The organism is Rossellomorea vietnamensis NBRC 101237 (genome assembly GCF_001591825.1).
GTDB lineage: Bacteria > Bacillota > Bacilli > Bacillales > Bacillaceae_B > Rossellomorea > Rossellomorea vietnamensis.
On record NZ_BCVQ01000058.1, the window covers coordinates 1 to 22,706 of the forward strand.

General features: G+C 45.2%; 22 protein-coding genes, 1 pseudogene and 1 riboswitch. Of the genes and pseudogenes, 9 read left to right on the forward strand and 14 right to left on the reverse strand.

Going from position 1 to position 22,706, the window contains the following annotated elements; translation table 11 throughout:
* Nucleotides 1-48: 48 nt before the first annotated feature.
* The 5 genes from BVI01S_RS19415 to BVI01S_RS19435 form a co-directional block, all read right to left on the reverse strand.
* Nucleotides 49-765, reverse strand: coding sequence for an anti-sigma factor (locus tag BVI01S_RS19415; RefSeq protein ID WP_061811277.1), 717 nt, complete (start codon nt 763-765; stop codon nt 49-51).
* Nucleotides 762-1,325: an RNA polymerase sigma factor gene (locus tag BVI01S_RS19420; RefSeq protein ID WP_061811278.1), complete on the reverse strand. Its 564-nt coding sequence runs from the start codon at nt 1,323-1,325 to the stop codon at nt 762-764. Before BVI01S_RS19420 ends, BVI01S_RS19415 begins: the two co-directional genes overlap by 4 nt.
* A 192-nt stretch (nt 1,326-1,517) precedes the next feature.
* Nucleotides 1,518-2,522, reverse strand: a complete 1,005-nt coding sequence (mreBH, locus tag BVI01S_RS19425) for a rod-share determining protein MreBH (protein ID WP_034761217.1) — start codon at nt 2,520-2,522, stop codon at nt 1,518-1,520.
* 442 nt (nt 2,523-2,964) lie between these two features.
* The gene (locus BVI01S_RS19430) at nt 2,965-4,623 is read right to left on the reverse strand and encodes a methyl-accepting chemotaxis protein (protein WP_061811279.1); all 1,659 of its coding nucleotides are present in this window, start codon (nt 4,621-4,623) and stop codon (nt 2,965-2,967) included.
* 21 nt (nt 4,624-4,644) lie between these two features.
* Entirely contained in the window at nt 4,645-5,622 is a 978-nt protein-coding gene (locus tag BVI01S_RS19435) for a BMP family lipoprotein (RefSeq protein WP_061811280.1), read from the reverse strand.
* Between the two features lie 88 nt (nt 5,623-5,710).
* Between BVI01S_RS19435 and BVI01S_RS22645 the strand changes: the two genes are divergently transcribed.
* Complete coding sequence (locus tag BVI01S_RS22645) at nt 5,711-5,851, forward strand: hypothetical protein (protein ID WP_156477365.1); 141 nt, start codon at nt 5,711-5,713, stop codon at nt 5,849-5,851.
* 54 nt (nt 5,852-5,905) lie between these two features.
* Here BVI01S_RS22645 and BVI01S_RS19440 read toward each other — a convergent pair whose 3' ends face one another.
* Both BVI01S_RS19440 and BVI01S_RS19445 read right to left on the reverse strand, forming a co-directional pair.
* The gene (locus tag BVI01S_RS19440; protein WP_034761222.1) at nt 5,906-6,409 is read right to left on the reverse strand and encodes an acyl-CoA thioesterase; all 504 of its coding nucleotides are present in this window, start codon (nt 6,407-6,409) and stop codon (nt 5,906-5,908) included.
* 92 nt (nt 6,410-6,501) lie between these two features.
* On the reverse strand, nt 6,502-7,695 hold the full coding sequence (locus BVI01S_RS19445; protein WP_034761224.1) for a NupC/NupG family nucleoside CNT transporter: 1,194 nt from the start codon (nt 7,693-7,695) through the stop codon (nt 6,502-6,504).
* Between the two features lie 139 nt (nt 7,696-7,834).
* Nucleotides 7,835-7,936: riboswitch (purine riboswitch) on the reverse strand.
* 191 nt (nt 7,937-8,127) lie between these two features.
* Between BVI01S_RS19445 and BVI01S_RS19450 the strand changes: the two are divergent.
* A pseudogene (locus BVI01S_RS19450) lies at nt 8,128-9,958 on the forward strand (solute:sodium symporter family transporter).
* A 64-nt stretch (nt 9,959-10,022) separates the two neighbouring features.
* Here the strand turns inward: BVI01S_RS19450 and BVI01S_RS22300 are convergent.
* Together BVI01S_RS22300 and BVI01S_RS19455 are read right to left on the reverse strand one after the other, a co-directional pair.
* Nucleotides 10,023-10,151, reverse strand: coding sequence for a YflJ family protein (locus tag BVI01S_RS22300; protein WP_079530789.1), 129 nt, complete (start codon nt 10,149-10,151; stop codon nt 10,023-10,025).
* Between the two features lie 251 nt (nt 10,152-10,402).
* A complete protein-coding gene (locus BVI01S_RS19455) occupies nt 10,403-11,692 on the reverse strand; it encodes an MDR family MFS transporter (protein WP_061811281.1) in 1,290 nt (429 codons plus the stop codon).
* 181 nt (nt 11,693-11,873) lie between these two features.
* Between BVI01S_RS19455 and BVI01S_RS19460 the strand changes: the two genes are divergently transcribed.
* The gene (locus tag BVI01S_RS19460) at nt 11,874-12,455 is read left to right on the forward strand and encodes a DUF6944 family repetitive protein (RefSeq protein ID WP_142245340.1); all 582 of its coding nucleotides are present in this window, start codon (nt 11,874-11,876) and stop codon (nt 12,453-12,455) included.
* A 259-nt stretch (nt 12,456-12,714) separates the two neighbouring features.
* Here the strand turns inward: BVI01S_RS19460 and BVI01S_RS19465 are convergent, their stop codons facing one another.
* Entirely contained in the window at nt 12,715-13,947 is a 1,233-nt protein-coding gene (locus tag BVI01S_RS19465) for an aminopeptidase (protein WP_061811283.1), read from the reverse strand.
* Between the two features lie 226 nt (nt 13,948-14,173).
* On the opposite strand from BVI01S_RS19465, the gene BVI01S_RS19470 reads away from it, so the two are divergent.
* Complete coding sequence (locus BVI01S_RS19470) at nt 14,174-14,566, forward strand: hypothetical protein (RefSeq protein ID WP_034761232.1); 393 nt, start codon at nt 14,174-14,176, stop codon at nt 14,564-14,566.
* A gap of 109 nt (nt 14,567-14,675) precedes the next feature.
* Here BVI01S_RS19470 and BVI01S_RS19475 read toward each other — a convergent pair whose 3' ends face one another.
* Nucleotides 14,676-15,134 carry an RrF2 family transcriptional regulator gene (locus tag BVI01S_RS19475; protein ID WP_034761233.1) on the reverse strand — a complete coding sequence of 153 codons (459 nt, stop codon included), beginning with the start codon at nt 15,132-15,134 and terminating at the stop codon, nt 14,676-14,678.
* Between the two features lie 161 nt (nt 15,135-15,295).
* Here BVI01S_RS19475 and hmpA point away from each other — a divergent pair, with 161 nt between their 5' ends.
* On the forward strand, nt 15,296-16,504 hold the full coding sequence (hmpA, locus tag BVI01S_RS19480; protein WP_061811284.1) for an NO-inducible flavohemoprotein: 1,209 nt from the start codon (nt 15,296-15,298) through the stop codon (nt 16,502-16,504).
* Between the two features lie 124 nt (nt 16,505-16,628).
* On the opposite strand, the gene BVI01S_RS22785 is transcribed toward hmpA, so the two are convergent.
* On the reverse strand, nt 16,629-16,796 hold the full coding sequence (locus BVI01S_RS22785; protein WP_167562132.1) for a hypothetical protein: 168 nt from the start codon (nt 16,794-16,796) through the stop codon (nt 16,629-16,631).
* Between the two features lie 185 nt (nt 16,797-16,981).
* Here BVI01S_RS22785 and BVI01S_RS19485 point away from each other — a divergent pair, with 185 nt between their 5' ends.
* On the forward strand, nt 16,982-17,359 hold the full coding sequence (locus BVI01S_RS19485; protein WP_061811285.1) for a DnaJ family domain-containing protein: 378 nt from the start codon (nt 16,982-16,984) through the stop codon (nt 17,357-17,359).
* Between the two features lie 38 nt (nt 17,360-17,397).
* Here the strand turns inward: BVI01S_RS19485 and BVI01S_RS19490 are convergent, their stop codons facing one another.
* Complete coding sequence (locus tag BVI01S_RS19490) at nt 17,398-17,583, reverse strand: hypothetical protein (RefSeq protein WP_034761236.1); 186 nt, start codon at nt 17,581-17,583, stop codon at nt 17,398-17,400.
* A gap of 44 nt (nt 17,584-17,627) precedes the next feature.
* Nucleotides 17,628-19,109: a methyl-accepting chemotaxis protein gene (locus BVI01S_RS19495; RefSeq protein WP_061811286.1), complete on the reverse strand. Its 1,482-nt coding sequence runs from the start codon at nt 19,107-19,109 to the stop codon at nt 17,628-17,630.
* A 177-nt stretch (nt 19,110-19,286) separates the two neighbouring features.
* On the opposite strand from BVI01S_RS19495, the gene motA reads away from it, so the two are divergent.
* The 3 genes from motA to BVI01S_RS19510 all read left to right on the forward strand — a co-directional run bounded on the left by motA (nt 19,287) and on the right by BVI01S_RS19510 (nt 22,600).
* A complete protein-coding gene (gene motA, locus BVI01S_RS19500; protein WP_061811287.1) occupies nt 19,287-20,078 on the forward strand; it encodes a flagellar motor stator protein MotA in 792 nt (263 codons plus the stop codon).
* Nucleotides 20,065-20,856 (forward strand): flagellar motor protein MotB, encoded by a 792-nt coding sequence (gene motB, locus BVI01S_RS19505; RefSeq protein WP_061811288.1) that lies wholly within the window; start codon nt 20,065-20,067, stop codon nt 20,854-20,856. The genes motA and motB overlap by 14 nt, the downstream gene beginning before the upstream one ends.
* A gap of 352 nt (nt 20,857-21,208) precedes the next feature.
* Nucleotides 21,209-22,600, forward strand: a complete 1,392-nt coding sequence (locus BVI01S_RS19510; RefSeq protein WP_061811289.1) for an alanine/glycine:cation symporter family protein — start codon at nt 21,209-21,211, stop codon at nt 22,598-22,600.
* Nucleotides 22,601-22,706 lie beyond the last annotated feature (106 nt).

The window sequence follows — 22,706 nt, forward strand, 5'->3', positions numbered from 1 at the left end:
AGCCCGGCAGTTATGGACTGCCGGGCGAATAACAATGTATAAAATTTATTAAATTTCGGAAGCCAACACAATGTCGCCCTTGGGAAGCTGGCTATTGGCATCGGGTTCAAGGGTAATTGCGACCGTATCCCAATCTTCCTTCGTAAACTCTTCATTGAATTTGAATACAACCGAACCTTTTCCGTCCTTGCTCGTGACGAAAGTACCGGCACGCTCAGGCTTATCATCCTTAATGAGCCATACCTGATACACCTCTTCATTCGAAAGTTCCTGCAGTTCAGACGCCTGAACGACCATGCTTGTTTGTGCACCCTGCTTGATAATGCTTGCGGTACCCCGTGCGTTTCCATTGACTGCAGCCAGATCGACATACTGTACGACCTGATCGATCGTCGCCTGTTCCACGACTTCATCCTGATCTTCAAGCTGTGAGAATAAGTAGGCATTCCCGATTAAGGAAAGGAAAAGAGCGGCAGCGACAGAAGGGAGGAACCATGCCTTCTTTTTCTTTTTGGCTGGAGGCTCGACATTTGCGGTTCGTTTCTCTTCTCCTAGAATGCCGGCCATCACACGGTCTTCCAGGTCCTTGGGAGGTTCGACAACATCAGATGCGAAAGGCATAAAGCTTATTAACTGCTCCAGTTCATGAAGTTCCTCCTGACACTGAGGGCAGCTCTTCAGATGTTTCTCAAATTGAGCTTTCTCGAGTTGGGATAAATGTCCGTTGTAGTAATCCAGTAAATGATCGCATTGTGGTGTAGTCATTCGAATGTACCTCCTTTCCCTTTTAGGCACGTGTGTAAATGTTTAAGAGCTAAACGTATCCTTCCTTTAACCGTTCCGAGTGGAATATCTGTGGATTCGGAGATGGATGCTTGAGTCAATCCTTTAAAGTAGAATAATTGCACGATTTTTTGCTGATCCTCTTTCAGGGTTTGTATGCAATCCCTGATCGCATTCCCTTTTTCTTTCCACTCCAGTTGATCGGCGGGCGTTTCATAGGTGACCTGAAGGGAGTCTTTTTCTATATATTCGACAGACTCATGCTTCTTTCGTCTGCGAATCGCATCCAGACAGGTGTTCCGGGTCATCGTCAATAACCATGAAGAAAATTTCCCTTTGCTATGGTCATAGGGAGAATGCTTCTTCCAGAGCTTCATGAAAACCTCCTGGATTACTTCCTCCGCGATTTCACGATCTCCTGTCATTTTATATGAGAAGGAATAGATCAATTTTTCGTATTGCTGATAAAGCTGTCGCAATGCAGTCGAATCTTTTGCCAAAACTTGTTGGTACAGTTCTAAATCCTGACGCTCATTGGGCATAGTACGCTCCTTATCTTTGACATATAAAATAAGGATACTAAACAACGGGGCGGAACTCAATTTTAATAAGCTAACGAACGTAACAAGAATTTGGATCACAGATGTTTGAAAAAATGTTAGTGGGGTATATAGATGAGTTTGGTATTTTGGGTACAAAAAAATCCCCCAAACGAATGGGGGATGTCTTCTTTCTTATTTTACTTTTTGCAGCTTGTGAATCACGGATAGTGAACGTCCTGTTCCGATGGCCACTGATTCAAGCGGGTTGGGAGCTAAGTGAACCGGTACAACGATTTCCTGGCTCAACCAATCTTGAAGTCCGTTCAATAGGGCTCCACCACCAGTCAGAATCACACCGCGGTCAACAATATCTCCACTCAGTTCAGGAGGACAATTTTCCAATGTCGCACGGATCGTCTCCAGGATGTGAAGGAGGGATTCTTTCAATGCATCCTGAATTTCATTCGATGATAGCTCAATCGTTTTCGGAAGACCAGTGACAAGATCACGTCCACGGATATCCATCGTTCTTTCCTCATGATCAATCAATGCTTGACCGACTTCGATTTTCACTAATTCAGCCGTTCTTTCACCGATCAGGAGATTATAACGTTTACGAACGTACTGGACGATATCTTCATCCATTTGGTCTCCACCGATACGGATCGTGTTACAAGAAACGACACCGCCGTAAGAAATGATCGCGACTTCCGTCGTTCCACCACCGATATCAACGATCACGTTGGCAACAGGCTCTCCAACCGGTAAGTCAGCTCCGATTGCGGCTGCTACAGGTTCTTCGATAAGGGTAACGGATTTCGCACCGCTTCCTCTCACCGCATCCTGAATCGCTCGTCTTTCAACACTTGTTGCACCGGAAGGCGTACATACAACAACCGTAGGCTTACGGATAGAGAATCCAAGTTTTTTACTCGCTTTTTTCATCACTTGCTTCAGCATCTCAGTCGTCACATCAAAGTCGGCAATCACACCATCTTTAAGGGGGCGTACAGCCACGATCTTTCCTGGTGTTTTCCCGATCATGCTTTTCGCTTCTGTACCAACGGCCAATACCGTTTTGTTTTCTGTGTCAATCGCCACGACGGACGGTTCATTAAGTATAATTCCTTTATTTTTACTATAAACAAGTATATTTGCTGTTCCTAAATCGATCCCAATTTCAGAGTTTGATAACATCAATATTCCTCCAACTATAAGAATTCTACACACTATAACCTTCTATACAGTATAGGAGATTTTCGGGGGTTATGAAGGTGGAGATATTTACCACCGACAAATTGTTACAAAGTATGACAGATATGAAAGCGCTCATCAAAAAATAAAACGTTTATACAGAGCCTTTTTGTATACCCGTATATGTATAAAGGGACGGACCTGCCCCTTTTGTTCGTTAAAAAAATTTAAACGTTCTGTAATAAACATAGGGGTGATTTTAACTAGTATTTTAGGGTGGGTGAGTGTGGACGTAGGGGAATGGTGTGAGGTTATTGTCGGAATGTGGAAGATTCGTGGTCTATGAGGGGCACCGGACATTGTGGATCAGGGAAACGCCCAAACATCGCTGCATTTCTACTCAACAAAAAGAGAATGCCTATTTTCAAGGCATCCTCTCATTCTTCTATAGGGTGAATCGTTCCAACTCTTTCTTCATGTCTACCGTCATTTTGTTCAATTCACCAACTTGCTCATTCATGCGTTCAAAGTACCGAAGCTGTTCTTCCGTTGAGGAAGAAATTTCTTCTGTACCGGCGGCGGTTTCTTCCGTGATGGCTGAAATGTTTTCAACGGCGGCAATGACCTGATTGGTTCGCTCGGAAGAATCAATCATTCCCCTCTCGAGCTTGGCGAGGTTATCGAATATTGTAGAAACATTTCCAGAAATCTCTTCAAAAGCCTGCTCCGTCACACTCATGGAATCAACCTGCTGGGTGGAAAGGGTTTTCCCTTTTTGGGAAGCATCCATGATGGACTGAATCCCTTCTTTGATGTTCCCGACCATGCTTCCGATCCGTTCTGTTGCAACGGAAGAGTCTTCCGCAAGCTTCCGCACTTCCTGAGCCACAACGGCAAAACCTTTCCCGGCGTCTCCTGCCCGGGCGGCTTCGATCGCTGCATTCAACGCAAGGAGATTCGTTTGATCGGCAATTTCCCGAACCGCCTGTGCGGCATTCTCGATTTCCCCCGTATATTGGGCGAAGGATTCAACCGAGTTCATGATTGAAGACGAAGATTCAGCAATCATCCCGGCAAATTCCTGCTGCTTATTTAAGGAAGTTCGACCGTTTCCGACCGAGGTCATGGCGACTTTGCTGCTCTCGGAAGACTCTGCACTCTGTTCGACATTCCGGGCAAAGTCATCCCCCATCACAGCCATAAGGGAAGCGGTGGATTGAATATCCTCAGAAATCGATTGGCTCCCTTTGGCGAGCTCTTCTGTGGAAAGTGCCACCTGGTTGCTGCTTTCCGTCAGATTCAACATTTGAGAGCGGACATCCTGAGTGAATCCCTCTACTTTGGATCCGATATCATGGACAGATTGGACCGTACTCCGCAGATTTTTGACCATAAGGTGAAATGCCGTTTGCAGCTTATCGACTTCAAATCTGCTGTTGGTTTCTTTCACTGCATCGATGGTGATCGTTAAATCCCCATCCGCCATTTTTTCAGCGTTTTCTACCATCCGGTTCAACGGCTTGACGATTCTCCTGGTAAGCAGGTTCGATGCTAAAAGAGAGAGGAAGATCGTCACGATGAAACCGATGACCGAAGCCCAGACGATGAATTGGATTTCATTTTTGTTTTCTTTTAATAAACCCTGATACCAATCATTTGTTTGTTGATTCAGTAGATACATATCGTTCAGAACGCCTGAAATACGTATCGACTGCCGCTTGATCTCTGCTTTGTTCATTTCACTGAGAGCGGAATCCGAAGCCGACTTCAGTTCGGTGAATTTAGCTTCTATGGACGACAGGGTCCGTGCTTGATTCTTTACAGAAATGAGTTTCTTCAACTCAGTAATTTGAGTCGTGGTTTGTTCCAATAAGCTTTCGACCATTTGTTTATTTTCTTCCGTCGAATTGACCGAGTAGTTCGAAAGGGCTTGTTTCGTAATGATAAGATCCCCGCGTAATGTTTCCGTTTCGAGCAGTACCGCTACATCTTCCTTCGCTGAATTCTGGAGTGAAATCAATTGAGAAACGATGTAGCCGATAATGATGGTCGAAAGGATCAGGGGAATCAGCCCCAAGATCAGTAAACGTTTTTTTAGTGGCATGACTATGCTCCTTAGATGAATTTATGGCAAATTGATCGTAATATTCCCCGAGATGATTTTGTTCTTAGCGTCTTCCAGTTTTTTTGATTCCTCCGGAGACAGACTGGTGACACGAATCGGTGCAAGGCCGACACCGTCTTCTTTAAGACCGAGTTCATAAGCGTGCTGAGAGATCTTCCCGTCGGTGATCAGTTCCTTTGTAATATTAAAAACAGCATTGTCGACTTTTTTGACCATGGAAGTGACAACCGATTTTTCGGCAATGAAATATTGATCTGAATCGACACCTCCAGATAATTTCCCTGCTTTTTGAGCAGCCTGAATGGCCCCGACCCCTGTAAACCCGGCAGCTGGGTAAATAAAGTCCGCACCCTGTTTCATTTGTTTCTCAGCAATCTGCCTGCCCAGTTCTGCGTCACCGAAGTTATTGGCATTGTCCTTTAACACTTTAATGGAAGGATTGATATACTTCGCTCCTTGGATATAGCCTTGTTCAAAGCGCGCGATGACCGGTACATCGGCTCCGCTGATAAATCCGATCGTTCCTGTCTTGGTTTTCATGGCGGCAACCATACCGAGAAGGAAACTTCCTTCATGTTCCTTAAACGTAATCGACGTAATATTATCCATCTCTGAAAAACCGTCTATCAATAGGAATTGTTGATCGGGATTTTCTGCTGCCACCTTTTCAAGGGCATCCTGAATCGAAAACCCAAGACCGATCACAAGGTCATGATCCTGTTCAACCAGTTCCTTGAGAGCTCCTTCAAAATTTCCGTCCGGAGCTTCTCTATAATCGAATAATATACCTAATTCGTCACGGGCACGTTCAAGCCCCCTGAAGGCAGAATCATTAAATGACCCATCCCCAAGACCTGTGTCCGAGAGCAGGATTCCGATACTATGCTGTTTCTCTGTGCTGGTTTCTTCCGTCATAGGCGTAGAGCACCCTGCCACTGTAAGCAAGACAAGAAGAAACATACTGACTATATTCTTCAAACCGTAACCTCCAAATATGGTAATAATAAGACATCCTACATGTCCGTACCTCTGTATTATCGGAGGGACGGACCTATTTTGAAGGGGGATGGGTAAAAAATATGGGGAAGATCTGGAATGGGTTTTATGTGATTGCGACTGGGGAAGGATAGGTGGGCTTGGAGTTGTTTACGTACAAGAATCGTCGGGGGAGCTTGCGGGAAGGGACAATGGCGAAATCTTCTTTTAGCTGCCTTTAGCCACATATAAAAAGAGATGCTCTATAACAAGCATCTCCATCCATCTAATACGCTTTACGGAAAAATTCCGCCAGCTCTTCACTATGTTTTTTGCGTGCTTTACGGTGTTCGGCACGATTTTGGGCTGTTTCGTTCAGCCATTTCTCTTCTTCTGTTTCCGGCACGACTTCAGGAATGATCGCCGGCTTATTTCCTTCCAGGGCTACAAACGTCAAGAAGGAAATGGCGGCCACATTGGTCTCTCCTGTGAGAAGGACTTCTGAAGTCACCTTCACACAAATTTCCATGGAACTGCGCCCCGTATAGGTTACCATCGCTTCAAGTGTTACAGCGTCGCCGACTTTAATGGGCTGAAGGAAGTCGACGGAATCCGTGGAAGCCGTTACAACGGGCTTGCGGGCGTGACGGGTAGCGGCAATGGAAGCCACATCGTCTATATAGGCCATCAGTTTTCCACCGAACAGCGTACCGTGATGGTTCGTGTCAGGTGGAAGAACGTGGGTCGTTTTACTTGTTTTCGTTTCTTTCATGGTCTTTTTTTCTCTCAATGGTTTCACCTTCCGTTGTCAATGTGAAAAAAGATTACTACCTTATACTATTCACTAAATGGTGCCGGGAGAAACATAAATAACGCAAAAAATTATAGAAATATACTAATGATGATGGCTGTGATAAAGCTTGCCAGGGTCCCTGCAAGGATGGCTTTCAAGCTTAACTTGGATACCATCGGCCGTTGAGTCGGCTCTAAAGAACCAAGTCCGACAATCAGCTGCCCGATGGAAGACAGGTTGGCGAAATTACAAAGAGCGACTGAAAGGATCGCAATGGTCTTGGGTGAAAGCTCGCTCATCATTCCTGAAAGTTCCTTGTATGCCACAAATTCGTTCACAGAAAGCTTCGTCCCGATGATGGACGCGGCACGGAATGCTTCATCCATCGGGATCCCGACGAGAAGTGCCAATGGATAGAATACGTACCCGAATACCGTTGAGAGGCTCGTATCGACAAGTCCCAATAATCCATTCACGGCGGCAAGGATCCCGATGAACGCAATCAGTAATCCACCGATGTTAATCGCTAATTGAGTTCCGCTCAGTGCGCCTTCGGAGATTGCTTCAAACACGTTCGTATGAGTGGTCTTCCCTAATGAAATGTCTCCATTTGTTTGTGATTCTTCCGTTTCCGGCTCGATGATCTTCGAGATGACAAGGGATACGATAGGAACACTGAATACTGATAAAAGAAGGAATTTCATATCGATCCCCATCAATGAGTATCCGATCAGGATGGCTCCGCTTGCTGAAGCCGTTCCTCCGACCATGACCGCAAAAAGCTCGGAGCGAGTCAACTTCACTAAGTAAGGCTTGATGAGTAAGGGAGCTTCCGCCAATCCGAGAAACGAATTCCCGATTGCGTTAAAGGATTCGACCTTTGTCGTCCCGAGGATTTTCCCAAGTCCGATTCCGATATATTTAACGAAAAATGGAATGATTCGTAAATAGTATAGAGCAGAAATCAGGGCTGAAATAAAGATGATGGCCCCTAATACATTGATGGCGAATACGAAGGAGATGTTCGTCCCTTTTTCAAAGAATCCTCCGAACACAAACATGATTCCTTCATTGCTGTAATCGATGACCTTCTGGACACCAAGAGCGGCTTTCTTCAAGACCGTTTGTCCAAAGGGAACCTTCAATACAAAAAGAACCAGCAAAAATTCAAGGCAGATGCCGATGATGATCGTACGCCATTGGATGGCTGAGCGGTTGCTGCTCAGAAGCCACGCTAGAAATAAAACGCCAAGTAAAGATAAGATGCCATAAACTAAACTCACAATATCAATCCTCCAAATAGTTTCTTCATCGAATGCTGATGTCGTATGATGTCAGACTTCTTAAAAAGAACAATTAAAAAAGTGTGTGGAGACTTTCTCTACTAACATAGGGAAAGTCTCCACACACTTATAGACAGCATATAGAATAGACTTTCCTTATAGTCCGGCACTTTACGGCTGCCAGGTAGAGACTTATGGTCCATATCACCATAGATATATAAGGAATTCGTATGAAGTTATTTTTAAAATATGTCCTTTACTTTATCACAGGGTGAAAGCCCTCCACAACCGTTTTTTTAAAAGAATACAATGGAAAAACGTGGTGGTTCCTTATGACTATTTTTAACAAAATTCAAAAAATAATAGTTTACTAGTATAACTTTTGGGGAACTTTCTCAAACACATCTACTAAATATGAAGGGAAGAGGTTCGATGTTTGAGAGTGGTTTACTGTTTACGCTGGTATCCTGTGTCTTCTTTATGGGATTGGTTGCGTGGGTTTCATACATAAAAACAAAGGGGTCCCTGAATGACTCCACAGGTTATTTTTTGGCAGGGAGGGGGCTGACGGGAACGTTCATTGCCGGCTCGCTCTTACTCACCAATTTATCGGCAGAGCAGCTGGTGGGTTTGAACGGGCAGGCGTTCCGTGCGAACCTGTCGAACATGGCGTGGGAAGTGACGGCCGCATTTGCCATCATCATCATGGCCCTGTATTTGCTACCGAAATATTTGGGGAGGAGCTTCACCACATTACCTGAGTTCCTGAACCAACGATATGATAAGGGCGTTCGCCAATACACGACCATTCTCTTTATGCTTGGCTATGTGTTTGTGACGATTCCTTCGATGCTCTATTCAGGGGCACTTGCTGTCTTGAAGTTATTCGATGTCCCCGAACTTCTTGGAATATCCTATACTCAATCGATCTGGGTGATTGTGTGGACAATCGGGATCATCGGAAGTATCTATGCCATTTTCGGTGGACTGAAGGCTGTGGCGATCTCTGATACGTTGAATGGATGGTGTAGGGTTGCTGATCATCGGGATCCTCGTCCCGATACTGGGATTCTATGCGCTGGGGGAAGGAAACATCCTTTCAGGAGTGAAGGAAATTGCGACAAAGAACCCTGAGAAACTGAATTCGATCGGGTCCGCATCGGATTCCGTCCCGTTTTCAACCATCTTTACCGGTCTGCTTTTTGCGAATCTCTTCTATTGGGCTTCCAATCAGTATGTCATTCAACGTACGCTTGGAGCGAAGAACTTAGCGGAAGGACAGAAGGGTGTCATCATTTCAGGTTTCTATAAACTACTCGTTCCCTTTATGATGATGCTTCCCGGAGTCATTGCGTTCCATCTGTATGGTGACTCATTAAAAAGTGTGGACTTAGCTTATCCGGCATTGATCAATGCCGTACTGCCATCGTATTTAACAGGATTCTTCCTGGCTGTGCTGCTTGGAGCCGTGTTAAGCTCCTTTAATTCATTGCTGAACAGTGCAGCGACGCTTTTTGCCCTTGATATTTACAAGCCTCAGTTCAATCCGGGTGTGAGCGATCAGAAATTGATCACGATCAGTAAATGGTTCGGAGCGCTGTTGGCCGTAGTATCCATGTGTGTGTCCCCGCTATTGATCAATGCGACGGACGGATTATGGGACTTGATCAGACGATTCACGGGATTCTTTAATATCCCGATCATCGTGGTTTTACTTGTCGGTGTATTTTCAAAACGAATCCCGGCATTGGCTGCAAAAACGGTCATCATCCTTCATGTCATCACGTATTATATGCTCGTATGGGGGACGGGACATCTTTTCGGCTTCACCATTGATATCAACTTCATTCACATCTATGGGATTCTCTTTGTAGCAGAAGTGGCCCTGATGCTTGTGATCGGTTGGTGGAAACCAATGAAGAAACCGTACGAATACCGTTATAATCCGAAAGTGGACATGATGCCATGGAAATACAGCCTTCCGTTATCCATCGTCCTGATGGCTTCGGTCGTACTGACGTATTTCATTTTTTCACCGATTGGTCTTGCATATGAGTCAGCGGTCATTTCACCTTATTTCTGGCCCGCAACCGGAGGACTGTTCCTCCTGACAGCAGGACTCATCGTCTGGTCGCTGAAAAGCTGGAACCAAAAATACAGAACCTATTTACTCAAAAACAAAACATACAAACTGAACCGGACAAAAAAATACTCCATTCAACCAAACCTGAACCCAATCTACTCAACTAAATTGCTGAAATAAAAAAAGGGACGGACCTTCATTCCTATGACCTGGTCATAGGAATCGAGGTCCGTCCCTCTTATTTTTATTTTGTACGTTCTAATAGGTTTGCAAGAACGTGCTTTTTATAAGATTCTACTTTGCGTTCTTCGTAGCGGCGTACCCCCGCTTTTTTTAGTTCTTCTACGTACCAGCCTTTGCTTCCGATATGCATTGAAATAAACATCCTTTCTTTGCGTAGTATTGATTGGAATCTCCGACCAGCTCTTTAAGGAGCTACGTTAAGATTGCTTACGGTTGTACATTGTAACATCTCATTTTTGATGAAAAAAGGGGGTAGATGGAATTTTTCGGATTCATCCTTTTCTGAAAATTTTTCAGGAGTCAACTTCGAAAAAACCTAAGCGCCATATTGATGCTACATCTATTCAAAAAGGAATGATCCATCACGGATCATTCCTTTTATTAATGAGCAACTTTCTTCATTTCCATTTCTTCTTTTTCAAAGCGCTCGAACATGATAAAGAAGAGTCCAGCACTGACAAGAGCAAGAATGGAAAGGAGGATGAACGTCCAATCATACCCTACATATAAAGAAAGGGTGATGGATAGGGGCGCAATCGTCCTCGCGATCGTAAAACGCAGGCTGGCAGCGGCAAAATACTGTCCGCGCATATGATCCGGTGCAAGCTTGGATACGAAGCTTTGCTGGATCCCCGCAGTCATCAATTCCGCGAATGTGAACACCGCCATGCTGATCACAAACATCCAGACAGAACTGGTCTGTCCAAAAATAAAGATCGATACCGCATAGATGACAGAAGACAGAATGAACACATTCCGTTCGCGGAACTTTGTGATCCATCTCGTAATGACGACTGTAAGAAGAGCCACCAGGAATCCATTTTCAGATAAAATCAGTCCAAATACCTGCTCACTCACAAGGGTCAATGACCAGTCCCCGAAGCTGAACAGAGTGGCTTTATCCATGACATCTTTTATATATACAGGAATCAGGAGGTCCAATTGCATGAACGTTTGACCTACCAGGACTCCGGCTAAAATAAACAATAAAAACGTTTTGTCTTTGAAAATGACGCTATAGTCTTTGAATTGATCAGACAACACACTGTGCCAGGCTTTCTTTTTTCCCTCTGTAACAAGAAGCTTGTTTTTATCAGCCGGTGCCGTTTCCCTCGTCATTTTATAGAGCAGCAGGGCTAATAACATACATATTAATGCCGCTGCAATCAATAATTGAAAGCGATAGTGGACGTAGAAAATGCCCCCTAGTATCGGCCCTACGACGACGGCAATATTGATGGATGTATAAAAGACGGCAAATACATGGCTCCGATCTTTCTCGTCCACCACATCGGCAACCATGGCCTGACTTGCCGGCCAATAAAAGGAACCGAATACCCCGACCAAACTGAAACAGATAAACCCGATCATGGCAGAATCAAGCCAAGGCGAACTGGCCAGTCCAAAGATCAGAAAAGCAAAGCCTTGTCCAAATGCCGATATCACCATCATCCTCTTGCGGCCGAAACGGTCCGCGCAGTAGCCTCCCATCAGATTCGCGAGTACGGCGAATACTTGTGAAAGAACCAATAATAATCCCGCTGTCTGCTTTCCAAACGACTCTGTGAAATAGATCGTCAAAAACGGAAAGAACATCCAGAAGGTAATGTTAATCGCTGCTTCCCCAAACAGCCGGACCTTTAAATTGCGGTCCCAATCCCGTATTCTCATCTAAATCCCTCCCCTTATGAAACTCTAGATGAACTAGATTATCATAGCCCGACAGGACAAAATAAACAAGACTGATTTACTGGTATTTTACAAAATATCTCATGCCAGCGCGGTGTCTCGTAATCCCTTTTCCCTTTTTGGAATACATTAGAAGTACTGAGAGTGAAAGGGGTGGATGATGGTGAGTGATAGACTAATTCTCATTACCGGTGTGTGGACCCAGGTCGTCGGGACAGTGATTGCTGCCATCGGTGAAACCATGATCATTCAGGAGGAGAGGTTGAATCAGGAGCCTATCGGGTTCCGACTGGTCTCCATTGGAAATGGATTCGAAGCGGTGGGGAACTCCCTTCAGGCAGTCGGTGCCGAAAAATTGTCGGATGGCTCCATAGGAGAGACCTATCGGATAATTGGGGATTGGATCCAGGCATCTGGGAACGTCACGAATGTATTGGCTGCTGAACTTGAATTTTCAGGGGAAGAGCTCGCCGGATTGAACCTGGATGTTTTCGGGGATGTCGTCCAGTCTGTCGGGGCAGGACTCGAAGCATATGGGGCAACATTGAGTACACGTGCCTATTCCGATCTCCTTGCTTCTGGAAATACAATTCAATCCCTGGGGGCTGCCCTTGAAGCAGTGGGGGAGACATTCATTTTAAAAGGAATGAGGGGACTAGGGTTGCAGATCACCACTTTCGGAAGCTATGCCCAGGCAGCTGGTGCGACAATAGCGGCGATTGCGTTGACGAAACAGTATGGGTAGGGGATAGAATGATTCATACTTAATCGGGTAAAAGGAATTGCGTCGTTTTTGATGATGATTGCGTCAAAATAAAATTAATTGCGTCTTTTTTTAAATAATTGCGTCAAAATGAAGGTTGATTGCGTTTTTTAACAAATCAATCCATTTGATTGAGCGCTCGGTCAACAGTCGAACCAGTCAACCAAACCAAACCAATCCCCAAAAAAACCCCCAAAAAGCAGACAAGCCGCCTCTCAGGGATTCACACTACATACTGAACTTAAAACGCCCAACCGCCATCGCGGAATACGGCCTCAGACGAGCCGTCTTCTTTCACTCCATCGATGTTCATTTTGTCAGAACCGATCATGAAGTCAACGTGAGTGATGCTGTTGTTCAAACCGTTTTTCTCAAGCTCTTCTTCGCTCATTTTCTTTCCGCCATCAATACAGAATGCATAAGCATTACCGATCGCAAGGTGATTTGATGCGTTCTCATCGAATAATGTGTTGTAGAATAACACGTTCGATTGAGAGATCGGCGATTGATGTGGAACAAGGGCGATTTCCCCAAGATAATGAGATCCTTCATCAGTATCCACAAGGCGCTTCAGGATTTCTTCGCCTTCTTCAGCTTTTACGTCCACGATGCGACCGTTTTCGAATGTGATCGTGAAGTTGTCGATTACGTTACCACCGTAGCTAAGTGGCTTCGTGCTTGATACTGTACCGTTTACACCGGTTTTAAGTGGAACCGTGAAGACTTCTTCCGTCGGCATGTTCGCCATGAAAGTCGTACCTTCTTCGTTCACGCTTCCCGCCCCTACCCAAAGGTGACCTTTCGGAAGTTCGATGGTAAGGTCCGTCCCCGGTGCAGTGTAATGAAGCTTCTGGTAGTTCTTGTCGTTCAGGTATTCGACTTTTTCGTGAAGGTTTGCGTCGTGATCCTTCCATGCCTGGACTGGATCTGCCTGGTCAGCGCGTACGGCTTTGAAGATGGCATCCCATAATAGGTCCACTTGTTCTTCCTCAGAAGCATCCGGGAATACTTTGGCAGCCCAGTCTTTCGAAGGAGCGGCCAGCACACACCAGCTGACTTTGTCGGATTGGATGAACTGACGGTATTTGGACATCGCTTTACCGGCAACCTTCTGGAAGTTCGAGATGCGATCCGGATTGACGCCTTTTAACAGGTCAGGGCTTGAAGAGACGATGCTCATGAAGGCAGCTCCGCCTTCAGCAAGCGTTTCGACTTCACGTGCCTTCCACTCAGGGAACTCCTGGAATGCTTCATCCGGGGCAAGATCGTATTTCGTACGGTTGACGGTATCATCGCTCCAGTTTACATATACGTGCTTCGCTCCTACTTCATAGGCTTTCTTTACTACTAAGCGGACGAATTCTGCAGAGTCGATGGACGTGTTGATGACGAGGGTCTGACCCTTTTGAACATTCACTCCGACTTCAACTGCAAGATTTGCGTATTTCTCTAAATTTTGTTGGAAATTAGTCATATGTATTCTCCTTTTTTCAGAATGTTCTATTACATTCTTATTGTATCAGGGCCCACACCGTTTGCAAGTGTTTACACCTATCTTTGTATCGTATGTTAAAGAAGGAAAAAGTATTTATTCACGCTAAATTTGAACGTTGTATGGCATCGACTCAAGATTCATACCTGGATTCGGACAACTATACTATAATGATGGAAGCGTGTTTATAAAAAAGGGGGAAGACGACATGCCTTGGAATGTCCTATTATTACGAATGTCAGCGATTTATGGGTTTATCGGAGCATTTCTCGGGTCTCATATGGCCGGAGCCGGATCGTATGCATTCAAGCCGATCCATGCCCATATCCTGGTGGTCGGGTGGTTGAGCTTATTTGCCTACTCTTCCTATTATCGATCCTACCAGGTACCGAAATCCTCTAAACTGGCATTTGCCCATGTGTGGACGGCGATCATCGGTTCGATTGGATTGACAGTCGGGATGTGGATGTACAATTTAAATCCATTCAATCTGCCGGCAGGCTTTACGACCGTCTTTTATATTGTCGGGGGAAGTACACTGTTACTCAGCTTTTTCCTGTTTCTATTGATGACATTTAAGTATAGCGAGAGTAAGAAGTAAGGCCCGTTCCGGTTAAATCGTTCAGCTGCTGATTAGAGAGGTAAATTCAGCAGCTGAATGATGAATTGAACAAAAAAACTTCCCACCGCAAATCGATGAGAAGCATTCTTTATGTGGACGTTTCATCCTGTTTCTGCTCTTGAAAGAGGAACCTGTAGTCCATGGGATTCTGGATGAGGTCGGACAGGGTGTAATCATCGAGGACAGAGAGATAGGCGTTCAGTGCTTTACCAAGGACATGCTTCAAACCGCATACCGGTGTGATGATGCATGAGTTGTTTTCGGCATCGAAGCATTCGACAAGATGGAAATCCTCTTCCGTCGCACGGACCAGTTTGCCTATATTGATGTCTTCAGGTGACTGTGCAAGCCTGATCCCGCCGTTTCTGCCACGGATCGTTTCGATCATCCCCATCTTTCCGAGTTCATACGTCACTTTCATCAGGTGATTCTTAGAGATGCTGTAGGCATCAGCGATTTCTTTTATATTAGAGAGTTCGTCCTTTGGTTTTGAAGCCAGGAAAATCAGGACCCTCAGTGAGTAGTCAGTGTATAAAGTTAGTCTCATGTATCTCACCTTTCCGTTCCACTATCCCCATTATACAAAAGGAAGTAAGTTTGTGTCTAAATGTGACTGTTTTGTTAAAGATGTATTTTATATATTGCTTTAATCGATGAGTAGGAGTAGGCTAAAGATGTATTCAAAATATATCTTTAGAGGTGACCAATATGCTATCTCAAAAAACCATTGAAATCGTGAAATCCACTGCACCTGTATTAGAAGTCAAAGGAACGGAAATTACGTCTGTTTTTTATAAAAATTTATTTACCAATCATCCGGAATTACTAAATATTTTCAATCATGCCAATCAGAAAAAGGGAAGACAACAAACCGCCCTGGCCAATACCGTGTATGCTGCCGCCAAAAATATAGATAAGCTGGAAATGATCCTCCCTGTTGTAAAGCAAATCGCACACAAACATAGAAGTTTAGGTGTTAAGCCTGAGCATTATCCGATCGTTGGCGAGCATCTGCTTCAAGCGATCAAGCAGGTTCTAGGAGATGCAGCGACAGATGAGATCATCGAAGCATGGGGAGACGCATACGGTGTCATCGCCGGAGTATTCATCGATGTAGAAGAAGAAATGTATAAAGAAACTGAAAACAAGGATGCCGGCTACAGAGACTTTAAACCGTTCATCATTGCTGAAAAAGTAGTGGAAAGCGACGTCATCACTTCGTTTTATCTTCAACCGAAAGAAGGCGGCAGTGTCCCAACCTACATGCCTGGTCAATATTTATCAGTCAGAGTGACGATCCCTGGGGAAGAATTCACCCATATTCGTCAGTACAGTTTATCAAGTGCGCCGATGGACCATCAATTCAGAATTTCTGTTAAAAGAGAAGCAGAGTGCGATCCACAAGGGAAGGTGTCCAACTTCTTACATGATCAAGCAGTTGTAGGAAGCGAGATTGAAGTGAGCGCGCCTGCCGGCGATTTCTATTTAGAGGACGGGGACTCACCTGTTGCGTTTATAAGCGGAGGCGTTGGGATCACACCTATGATGAGCATGCTCGAACAAGTGACCAAATCCACACCGGAACGTAAGACAGCATTTATCCATGCGAGCAGACATGAAGGCGTGCATGCCTTTAAAGGAGACGTCGAAAAGCTCATGACGGAACTTAAGGAGGGGGAAGCGTGCTTTGTTTATGAAAATCCACTGGAAGAATCTTCCTCCCACTTCACAGGATATGTGAATGAAGAGATCCTGAAGCAGTATGTGGACGCTGGAACCGAATGCTATGTGTGCGGCCCCGCACCATTCATGAAAGCCGTCATCGGTACATTGAAGGAAATGGGCGTATCAAAGGTACGTTTCGAATTCTTCGGTCCGGCAATGGATTTAAGTAAGCAGGAAAGTGTGACGGTTTAACACTTTGAAAATAAAATTGTAACAATGAAAATACATCCTCCTGATTTGAAAATAATCATCCAGATTCAGTTCATTTCAGTGAAGGAAAACAGAAAAACGCTAGGATTCCTAGCGTTTTTCGACTTTAGTAGCGATGTTCATCGTTATCTTCACGATTTTTAAACGCTTCCTGTGTCACGATCAATTCTTCATCGCCGACTGCATCCTCGGAATGTTTACTAGATGTACTATTTTGAGGGAAGTTCCCCGGGTGTCCCTTTTTCTTTGATTCGAATGATTTACCTCGTGCCATATGAGCCACTCCTTTTCGTTCGAGATACAGGTAGTTTTTCCAGGAGGGACGAAAATATGTGAAGATGAATTGTCAGAAAACGGACGCATCTCCCATGTGCAGCAACCCGTCCATTTGGATATACTGGTAGTAACGGGTGAGGAAATGCTTCTTTAGAATCAATCAATTCCTAAGGGGTGATAGCGTTGGATTTTTCATCAATTGTTTCGGAACAACGAATTAAAAAGGCGTATGAGGACGGGGAGTTCGAGAATCTTCCCGGCTATGGAAAACCGCTGAATCTCGACGATGACAGAGGGGTTCCCCAAGAATTAAAGATGGCCCATCGAATCATGAAGAATGCAGGATTCACAACGGATGAAATGAATGTGAAGAAGGAAATGATGAGGATCGAAGACTTGATCAGAGCCTGTGAGAATGAAGAGGAAGAGCGGGAATTAAAGCAGAGTCTGAATGAGAAAATGCTGAAATACAACAGCATGCTTTCGAAGAAGAGAATCAAAACAAATAGTTCCTTGTTCAAAAATTATGAGCATAAGCTGGAAGGCAAACTGCTGAAATGAAGAAAACACCACTTTCATTACGGAAAGTGGTGTTTTCTTTATTTCGGTTCTTCGTCTTCTTTAAATAGGAAGAAGGAGATCACGCCGGATAGGAGGGTGCCTCCAATGATCAGCATGAATTTAGAACCAGGTTCGATCTCGGAATAATATTTGCCGAGCATCCAATAACATGCAACGGCTACGAGTATCATGATGGGAATGATCATGGTGAAACGTTTTTTCAACAGTGCCACATCCTTTAAAGCTTCTCTTCTCAGTTTACCACAGATTATGCTTTGACACTGTTCTGAATACGGGCTGCACTTGTGGCAGTATCTTGAACATATTGCGCAATCGTCCGGTTGTCACCGTGAAGAGTTTCAATGGTGGCGCTGATTTCCTCCAGGCCCGCAGAAGTCTGTTGGATGACAGCCGCGAGTTCCTTCGTTGACAGCTCGGCTTCCTCGGTTTGCCCCCTTACGTCAGAAGCGGTGGTGGTGAGGCGCTGGAATTCATTTGATAAGGCGTCAAGCTTCTCGCGCAATGATGTGAAATACGCCGTGACCTCACCGGTAGCCCCCACATTCTCATTAAGCTTCTCAGAGCTTAGATTCATGATTTCAACGGCAGAGGAGTTTACCGCATTGACAGATGCCAGATTGTCATTGATGCGTGTCGCCGTATTCCGTGTGATTTCAGCCAATTTCCGTATTTCATCGGCTACGATACTGAAGCCGCGTCCTGCTTCTCCTGCCCGTGCGGCCTCGATGGATGCATTCAAAGCAAGCAGATTGGTTTGATCGGTGATGTCCTGAATGCTGCCGATAAAGCTGTTGGTTTCTTCAATTTTGCTTGTGAGCTCTTTAAAGGTCTGGTGAAGGCCTTCAATGATGTTTTTTAATTCGATCATGTTTTCCTGAAGATCCATGACACGTTCGCTTCCCGACACGGCAATCGCATTCGCATCGGTCGAATGGGTGGTAAGGTCATCAGAAAGCTTTGCGACTTCTTCCATCTTACCCATTGTCGTTTCTGTGACGAGGGCGATGTTATTGATCTGATCACTTTGGGTGACACTTCCCGCTGAGATTTCATTCACTGCCGTTTTCATTTCATCATGGGAGACGAGATGGGTCTGGATCTGTTCGTTGATTTGTTGGATGCTTCCTGAGATGGTCGCCAGTTCTTTTTGTAAGAAGTTTCGCTGTTCTTCTTTTTTCCTGCTTTCGTTTTCAGTTGTGTGGATAAATTCCTGGAGCTGCCTGAATTGCGTTCGATTCAGTTGGATGACGACGGCCAGGACAATGCCTAACAACACATAACTCAACAGGGAAGGGATGAATAATTCAGTGAATATGGGATCACCCTTTGGAGTTAGCAATCCATTCAGTAAAAGCATGGCAAGACCGGATGTGAAACCAATTCCGAAGATGACAGGATTAAAGTGAATGGCGCTGATAACAGCTAAAAAGAGTAGGATGACTAAATCGGGAGGGTTCGACCCTTCAAGAAAAAGCCAGATTCCCATTATGATATAGGAAGTAGGGATGGCAAAATAGACATAAAGATTCGGTTTTTTCAGGATGAATTGAAGCACAACAAAGTATCCCGCAAGAAACAGGATCTGTAATGCGAATACCGTTACGGTGATGGTGCCCGATTCATGAAGGATGGAATACGTGAGTGCAGCTGCAAGGCTGATTCCGTACGTGATCAGCAGCAGAAGATTCTTCCTTTTACTATCGATTTCTTTCAATTGCTTGGGGGTCATGACATTTCTCTCCTTTTAATAAAATCCCGTATATTCCATATATCGACAAAAAGAGAGTGTGTGTTTATAACGTTTTACAGTAATTTTTACAAAATTTTGAATAGATTTTTCACTCAATAATCAGTCGTTCTATCCGATATTAGTAATAGACTACGATGAGTAAGGTGGAGCGATCAGATGGATAAGACGTCTTTAATAGGAGTCATTTTAGGATTGATAGCGGTGGGAGTAGGGATGGTATTCAAAGGGGTGAGCCCGGTTGCCTTATTGAACCCTGCAGCCATTTTGATTATTTTACTGGGGACGGTGGCCGCAGTGACCATTGCGTTCCCCACACACGAAATCAAAAAAGTACCGAAGCTCTTCGGCATATTGTTTAAAGAACAAAAATTGCAGGACCCGAAACAAACAATCCAATTCTTCTCGCAAGTGGCGGATCTTGCCCGGAAAGAAGGGCTGCTTGCACTGGAGGCCAAAACCCAGGAAGTGGATGATCCATTCTTGAGGGACGGACTTTCATTGGCAGTGGATGGACAGAGTGCCGATTACATAAGGGATGTCTTGCATGAAGAAATTGATGCAATGGAGGAGCGGCACAGCGCAGGAGCCCTCATCTTTACACAGGCAGGAACGTACGCGCCGACTCTTGGTGTGCTCGGGGCCGTTATCGGATTGATTGCAGCCCTCAGTCATATGGACAATACAGAAGAGCTGGGCCATGCGATTTCAGCGGCCTTCGTTGCAACACTTCTTGGTATCTTTACCGGATACGTTCTGTGGCACCCTTTCGCCAATAAGTTGAAAAGGAAGTCAAAGGTAGAGGTTCAAATGAAAATGATGATGGTGGAAGGCATTCTTTCCATCATTGAGGGAGAATCTCCCCGGGTGATCGAACAGAAGCTGGCATCTTATTTACCGGCAAGTGAGCGGATTTTGTTATTAAAGGGGGAAGAGGATGAGGCGGCGTAAGAAGAAACATGACGACGAACATATGGACGAGTCCTGGCTCATTCCGTATGCTGACTTGCTCACCCTGTTGCTGGCCCTGTTTATCGTCTTGTACGCATCAAGCTCGGTGGACGCCCAGAAGTTCAAGGAACTCTCACAGGTATTCAGTGAAATCTTCACCGGAGGCACGGGGATGATGGAGTATCCAAGCCCTGTCGCCCCCCAGCAGTCCAGCGATCAAGAACAGAAGCAGGCTGCATCAGCCGGGATCGATGAGGAAAAAGAAAAGGAATTAAGTAAAGATGAGCTGGAGAAGCAGGCCTTTTTGAAGGATCAGGAAGAACTGAAAGAAATCCAGAAAAAAATAAACGAATACATCAAAACGAATAATCTGGAGCTTCAATTCGTCACCAAGCTGACGGATGAAGGGCTCCTCCTCACGATTCGCGACAATGTCTTATTCGACTCAGGGTCTGCCACGGTCCAGGGCAGTGACCAGAATGTTGCCGAGGAATTATCGGGCCTTCTCGAAATGAATCCGCCGAGAAACATCATCATCAGCGGTCATACAGATAATGTGCCCATCCGCAACGCAGAATTTGACTCCAACTGGGAGCTAAGCGTTATGCGGGCCGTCAATTTCATGAAAATCATTTTGGCCAATCCGGCACTTGATCCCCAATGGTTCAGTGCGAAAGGGTTCGGTGAATTCGAACCGATCGCAGACAACGGAACAGCAGAGGGTCGGGGACAGAACCGCCGGGTGGAAGTGTTGATATTGCCAAGGGTGACAGAATAAAAGAAGGGACCTGCAGCTGATGAATCGGCTGCAGGTTTTTTGACGTATTTCCGGGGAAATGGAGGGATCTTGTCGAAGGACGGAAATTCACAGAAGGGTTGAACGAACATGGTGATGGCCTCCCGTATTAAGCTCCTTAATCCATTTCGTAAGAATTCTCCACAAAATGTTTTATAGCACCCATTTTAGGGAAAAGTCTGGAAAAGCATGTAGAAGTAGTGGCTAATTTTTCAGGATTCGGGGTCGTCTGTGATAGAAAAATGATAGGCTTTATACATACGTAAGAAAACAACATTTCCCCCGCGGTTTATTCCAAACGTTAGCCACTGCCTCTATCAAAGGAGGAGCACGATTGGATACGTTTTTTGACATCATAGGTAAAGTTTCGGCGTGGTTATGGGGTCCACCATTGATCATCGTCCTGGGTGCAACAGGTTTGTACTTAACCGTATTATTGAAATTTATACAATTTCGGTATCCTCTTTACATTTTTAAGCAAACGGTTGGAAGTGTATTTAAGAAGCCGAAGGGAGAAGGGACCGTCACTCCCCTCCAGGCGCTGACGTCTGCCCTGTCGTCCACGATCGGTGCTGCGAATATCGTCGGTGTCCCGGCTGCGATCATGTTCGGTGGTCCCGGAGCCGTTTTCTGGATGTGGGTCATTGCCCTTATCGGGATGGCGCTTAAGTTTTCGGAGAGTGTGCTTGCGGTCCGCTATCGTGAGAAGAATGAAAAAGGGGAATATGTCGGTGGCCCCATGTACTATATGACGAAAGGGTTGAACATGAGGTGGCTTGGAGTCTGGTTCGCCTTTGCCCTTATGATCGAGCTGATCCCGAGCGTCATGGTACAAGGGAATGCCGTAGCTTCTACAGTGGAAGAAACGTTTAATGTAGATGGATTGATCACGGGTATCATCGTTGCGCTTATCGTCGTGCTGATTGTATTTGGCGGCATTAAACGGATCGGTAAGGTGACGGAGATCTTCGTGCCGTTCATGGCCCTGATTTATGTCGGGAGCACCTTGGTGATTTTGTTTATGAATATGGATGCAGTACCTGAATTCTTCAGCTTGATTCTGTCACATGCCTTTCAACCCATGTCTGCAATGGGAGGGTTTGCCGGGGTAGCCATCGCAGAGACGATCCGCTGGGGATTTGCCCGGGGATTATACTCCAATGAGGCAGGACTCGGAACGGCGCCGATTGCCCATGCAGCGGCCCAGACGGATCACCCTGTCAGGCAGGGGCTTTGGGCGATCGTTGGGATCGTGATCGATACGATCATCGTCTGTACCGCCACTGCATTTGTCGTCTTATCATCAGGGGTGTGGACGGCAGAAAATGCTCTGGATGATCCTTCAGCCCTCACGACAGAGGCATTTACGAACTATTTCGGAGAGTTTGGAGGAATCCTCGTCACGATTTCGTTGATTTTCTTCGTCTTGTCTACGATCATCGTCATCGTCTTTTATGGTGCCAAGCAGGCTGAATTCCTGTTCGGCTGGAAGGCGGCTCAGGGGATTAAAGTGGTTTATACCGTTGCCATCGTCCTTGGATCCGTCGGAGCGGCCAAGGTCATCTGGCAGTTCCTTGATTTAGCATTGGCAGCCATCCTGATTCCGAATATCATCGCGGTCCTTCTCCTAAGTAAAGAGGTTAAAAGACTCACCAATGAGTTCTTTACTTCCGAAGAGTACTATTTAAAGGACACTGGTAAAGTAAAAGAAAAGAAAATATCTTAAACTGATAGACTTGTTTTTCCGGAGGGAAGAGCAAGTCTATTTTTTTATATAAGCTCTTTTCGCAAAGATTGTTGTTAACTAACTCTATACCTATAAAGTTGATTGT

What these genes read in the sequence shown, in the direction of transcription:
- BVI01S_RS19415 (WP_061811277.1), bottom strand. Translation starts at nt 765, where the DNA reads ATGACTACACCACAATGCGATCATTTACTGGATTACTACAACGGACAT.
- BVI01S_RS19420 (WP_061811278.1), bottom strand. Translation starts at nt 1,325, where the DNA reads ATGCCCAATGAGCGTCAGGATTTAGAACTGTACCAACAAGTTTTGGCA.
- mreBH (WP_034761217.1), bottom strand. Translation starts at nt 2,522, where the DNA reads ATGTTATCAAACTCTGAAATTGGGATCGATTTAGGAACAGCAAATATA.
- BVI01S_RS19430 (WP_061811279.1), bottom strand. Translation starts at nt 4,623, where the DNA reads ATGCCACTAAAAAAACGTTTACTGATCTTGGGGCTGATTCCCCTGATC.
- BVI01S_RS22645 (WP_156477365.1), top strand. Translation starts at nt 5,711, where the DNA reads ATGGGTAAAAAATATGGGGAAGATCTGGAATGGGTTTTATGTGATTGC.
- BVI01S_RS22300 (WP_079530789.1), bottom strand. Translation starts at nt 10,151, where the DNA reads ATGCATATCGGAAGCAAAGGCTGGTACGTAGAAGAACTAAAAAAAGCG.
- BVI01S_RS19455 (WP_061811281.1), bottom strand. Translation starts at nt 11,692, where the DNA reads ATGAGAATACGGGATTGGGACCGCAATTTAAAGGTCCGGCTGTTTGGG.
- BVI01S_RS19465 (WP_061811283.1), bottom strand. Translation starts at nt 13,947, where the DNA reads ATGACTAATTTCCAACAAAATTTAGAGAAATACGCAAATCTTGCAGTT.
- BVI01S_RS19470 (WP_034761232.1), top strand. Translation starts at nt 14,174, where the DNA reads ATGCCTTGGAATGTCCTATTATTACGAATGTCAGCGATTTATGGGTTT.
- BVI01S_RS19475 (WP_034761233.1), bottom strand. Translation starts at nt 15,134, where the DNA reads ATGAGACTAACTTTATACACTGACTACTCACTGAGGGTCCTGATTTTC.
- hmpA (WP_061811284.1), top strand. Translation starts at nt 15,296, where the DNA reads ATGCTATCTCAAAAAACCATTGAAATCGTGAAATCCACTGCACCTGTA.
- BVI01S_RS22785 (WP_167562132.1), bottom strand. Translation starts at nt 16,796, where the DNA reads ATGGCACGAGGTAAATCATTCGAATCAAAGAAAAAGGGACACCCGGGG.
- BVI01S_RS19495 (WP_061811286.1), bottom strand. Translation starts at nt 19,109, where the DNA reads ATGACCCCCAAGCAATTGAAAGAAATCGATAGTAAAAGGAAGAATCTT.
- motA (WP_061811287.1), top strand. Translation starts at nt 19,287, where the DNA reads ATGGATAAGACGTCTTTAATAGGAGTCATTTTAGGATTGATAGCGGTG.
- motB (WP_061811288.1), top strand. Translation starts at nt 20,065, where the DNA reads ATGAGGCGGCGTAAGAAGAAACATGACGACGAACATATGGACGAGTCC.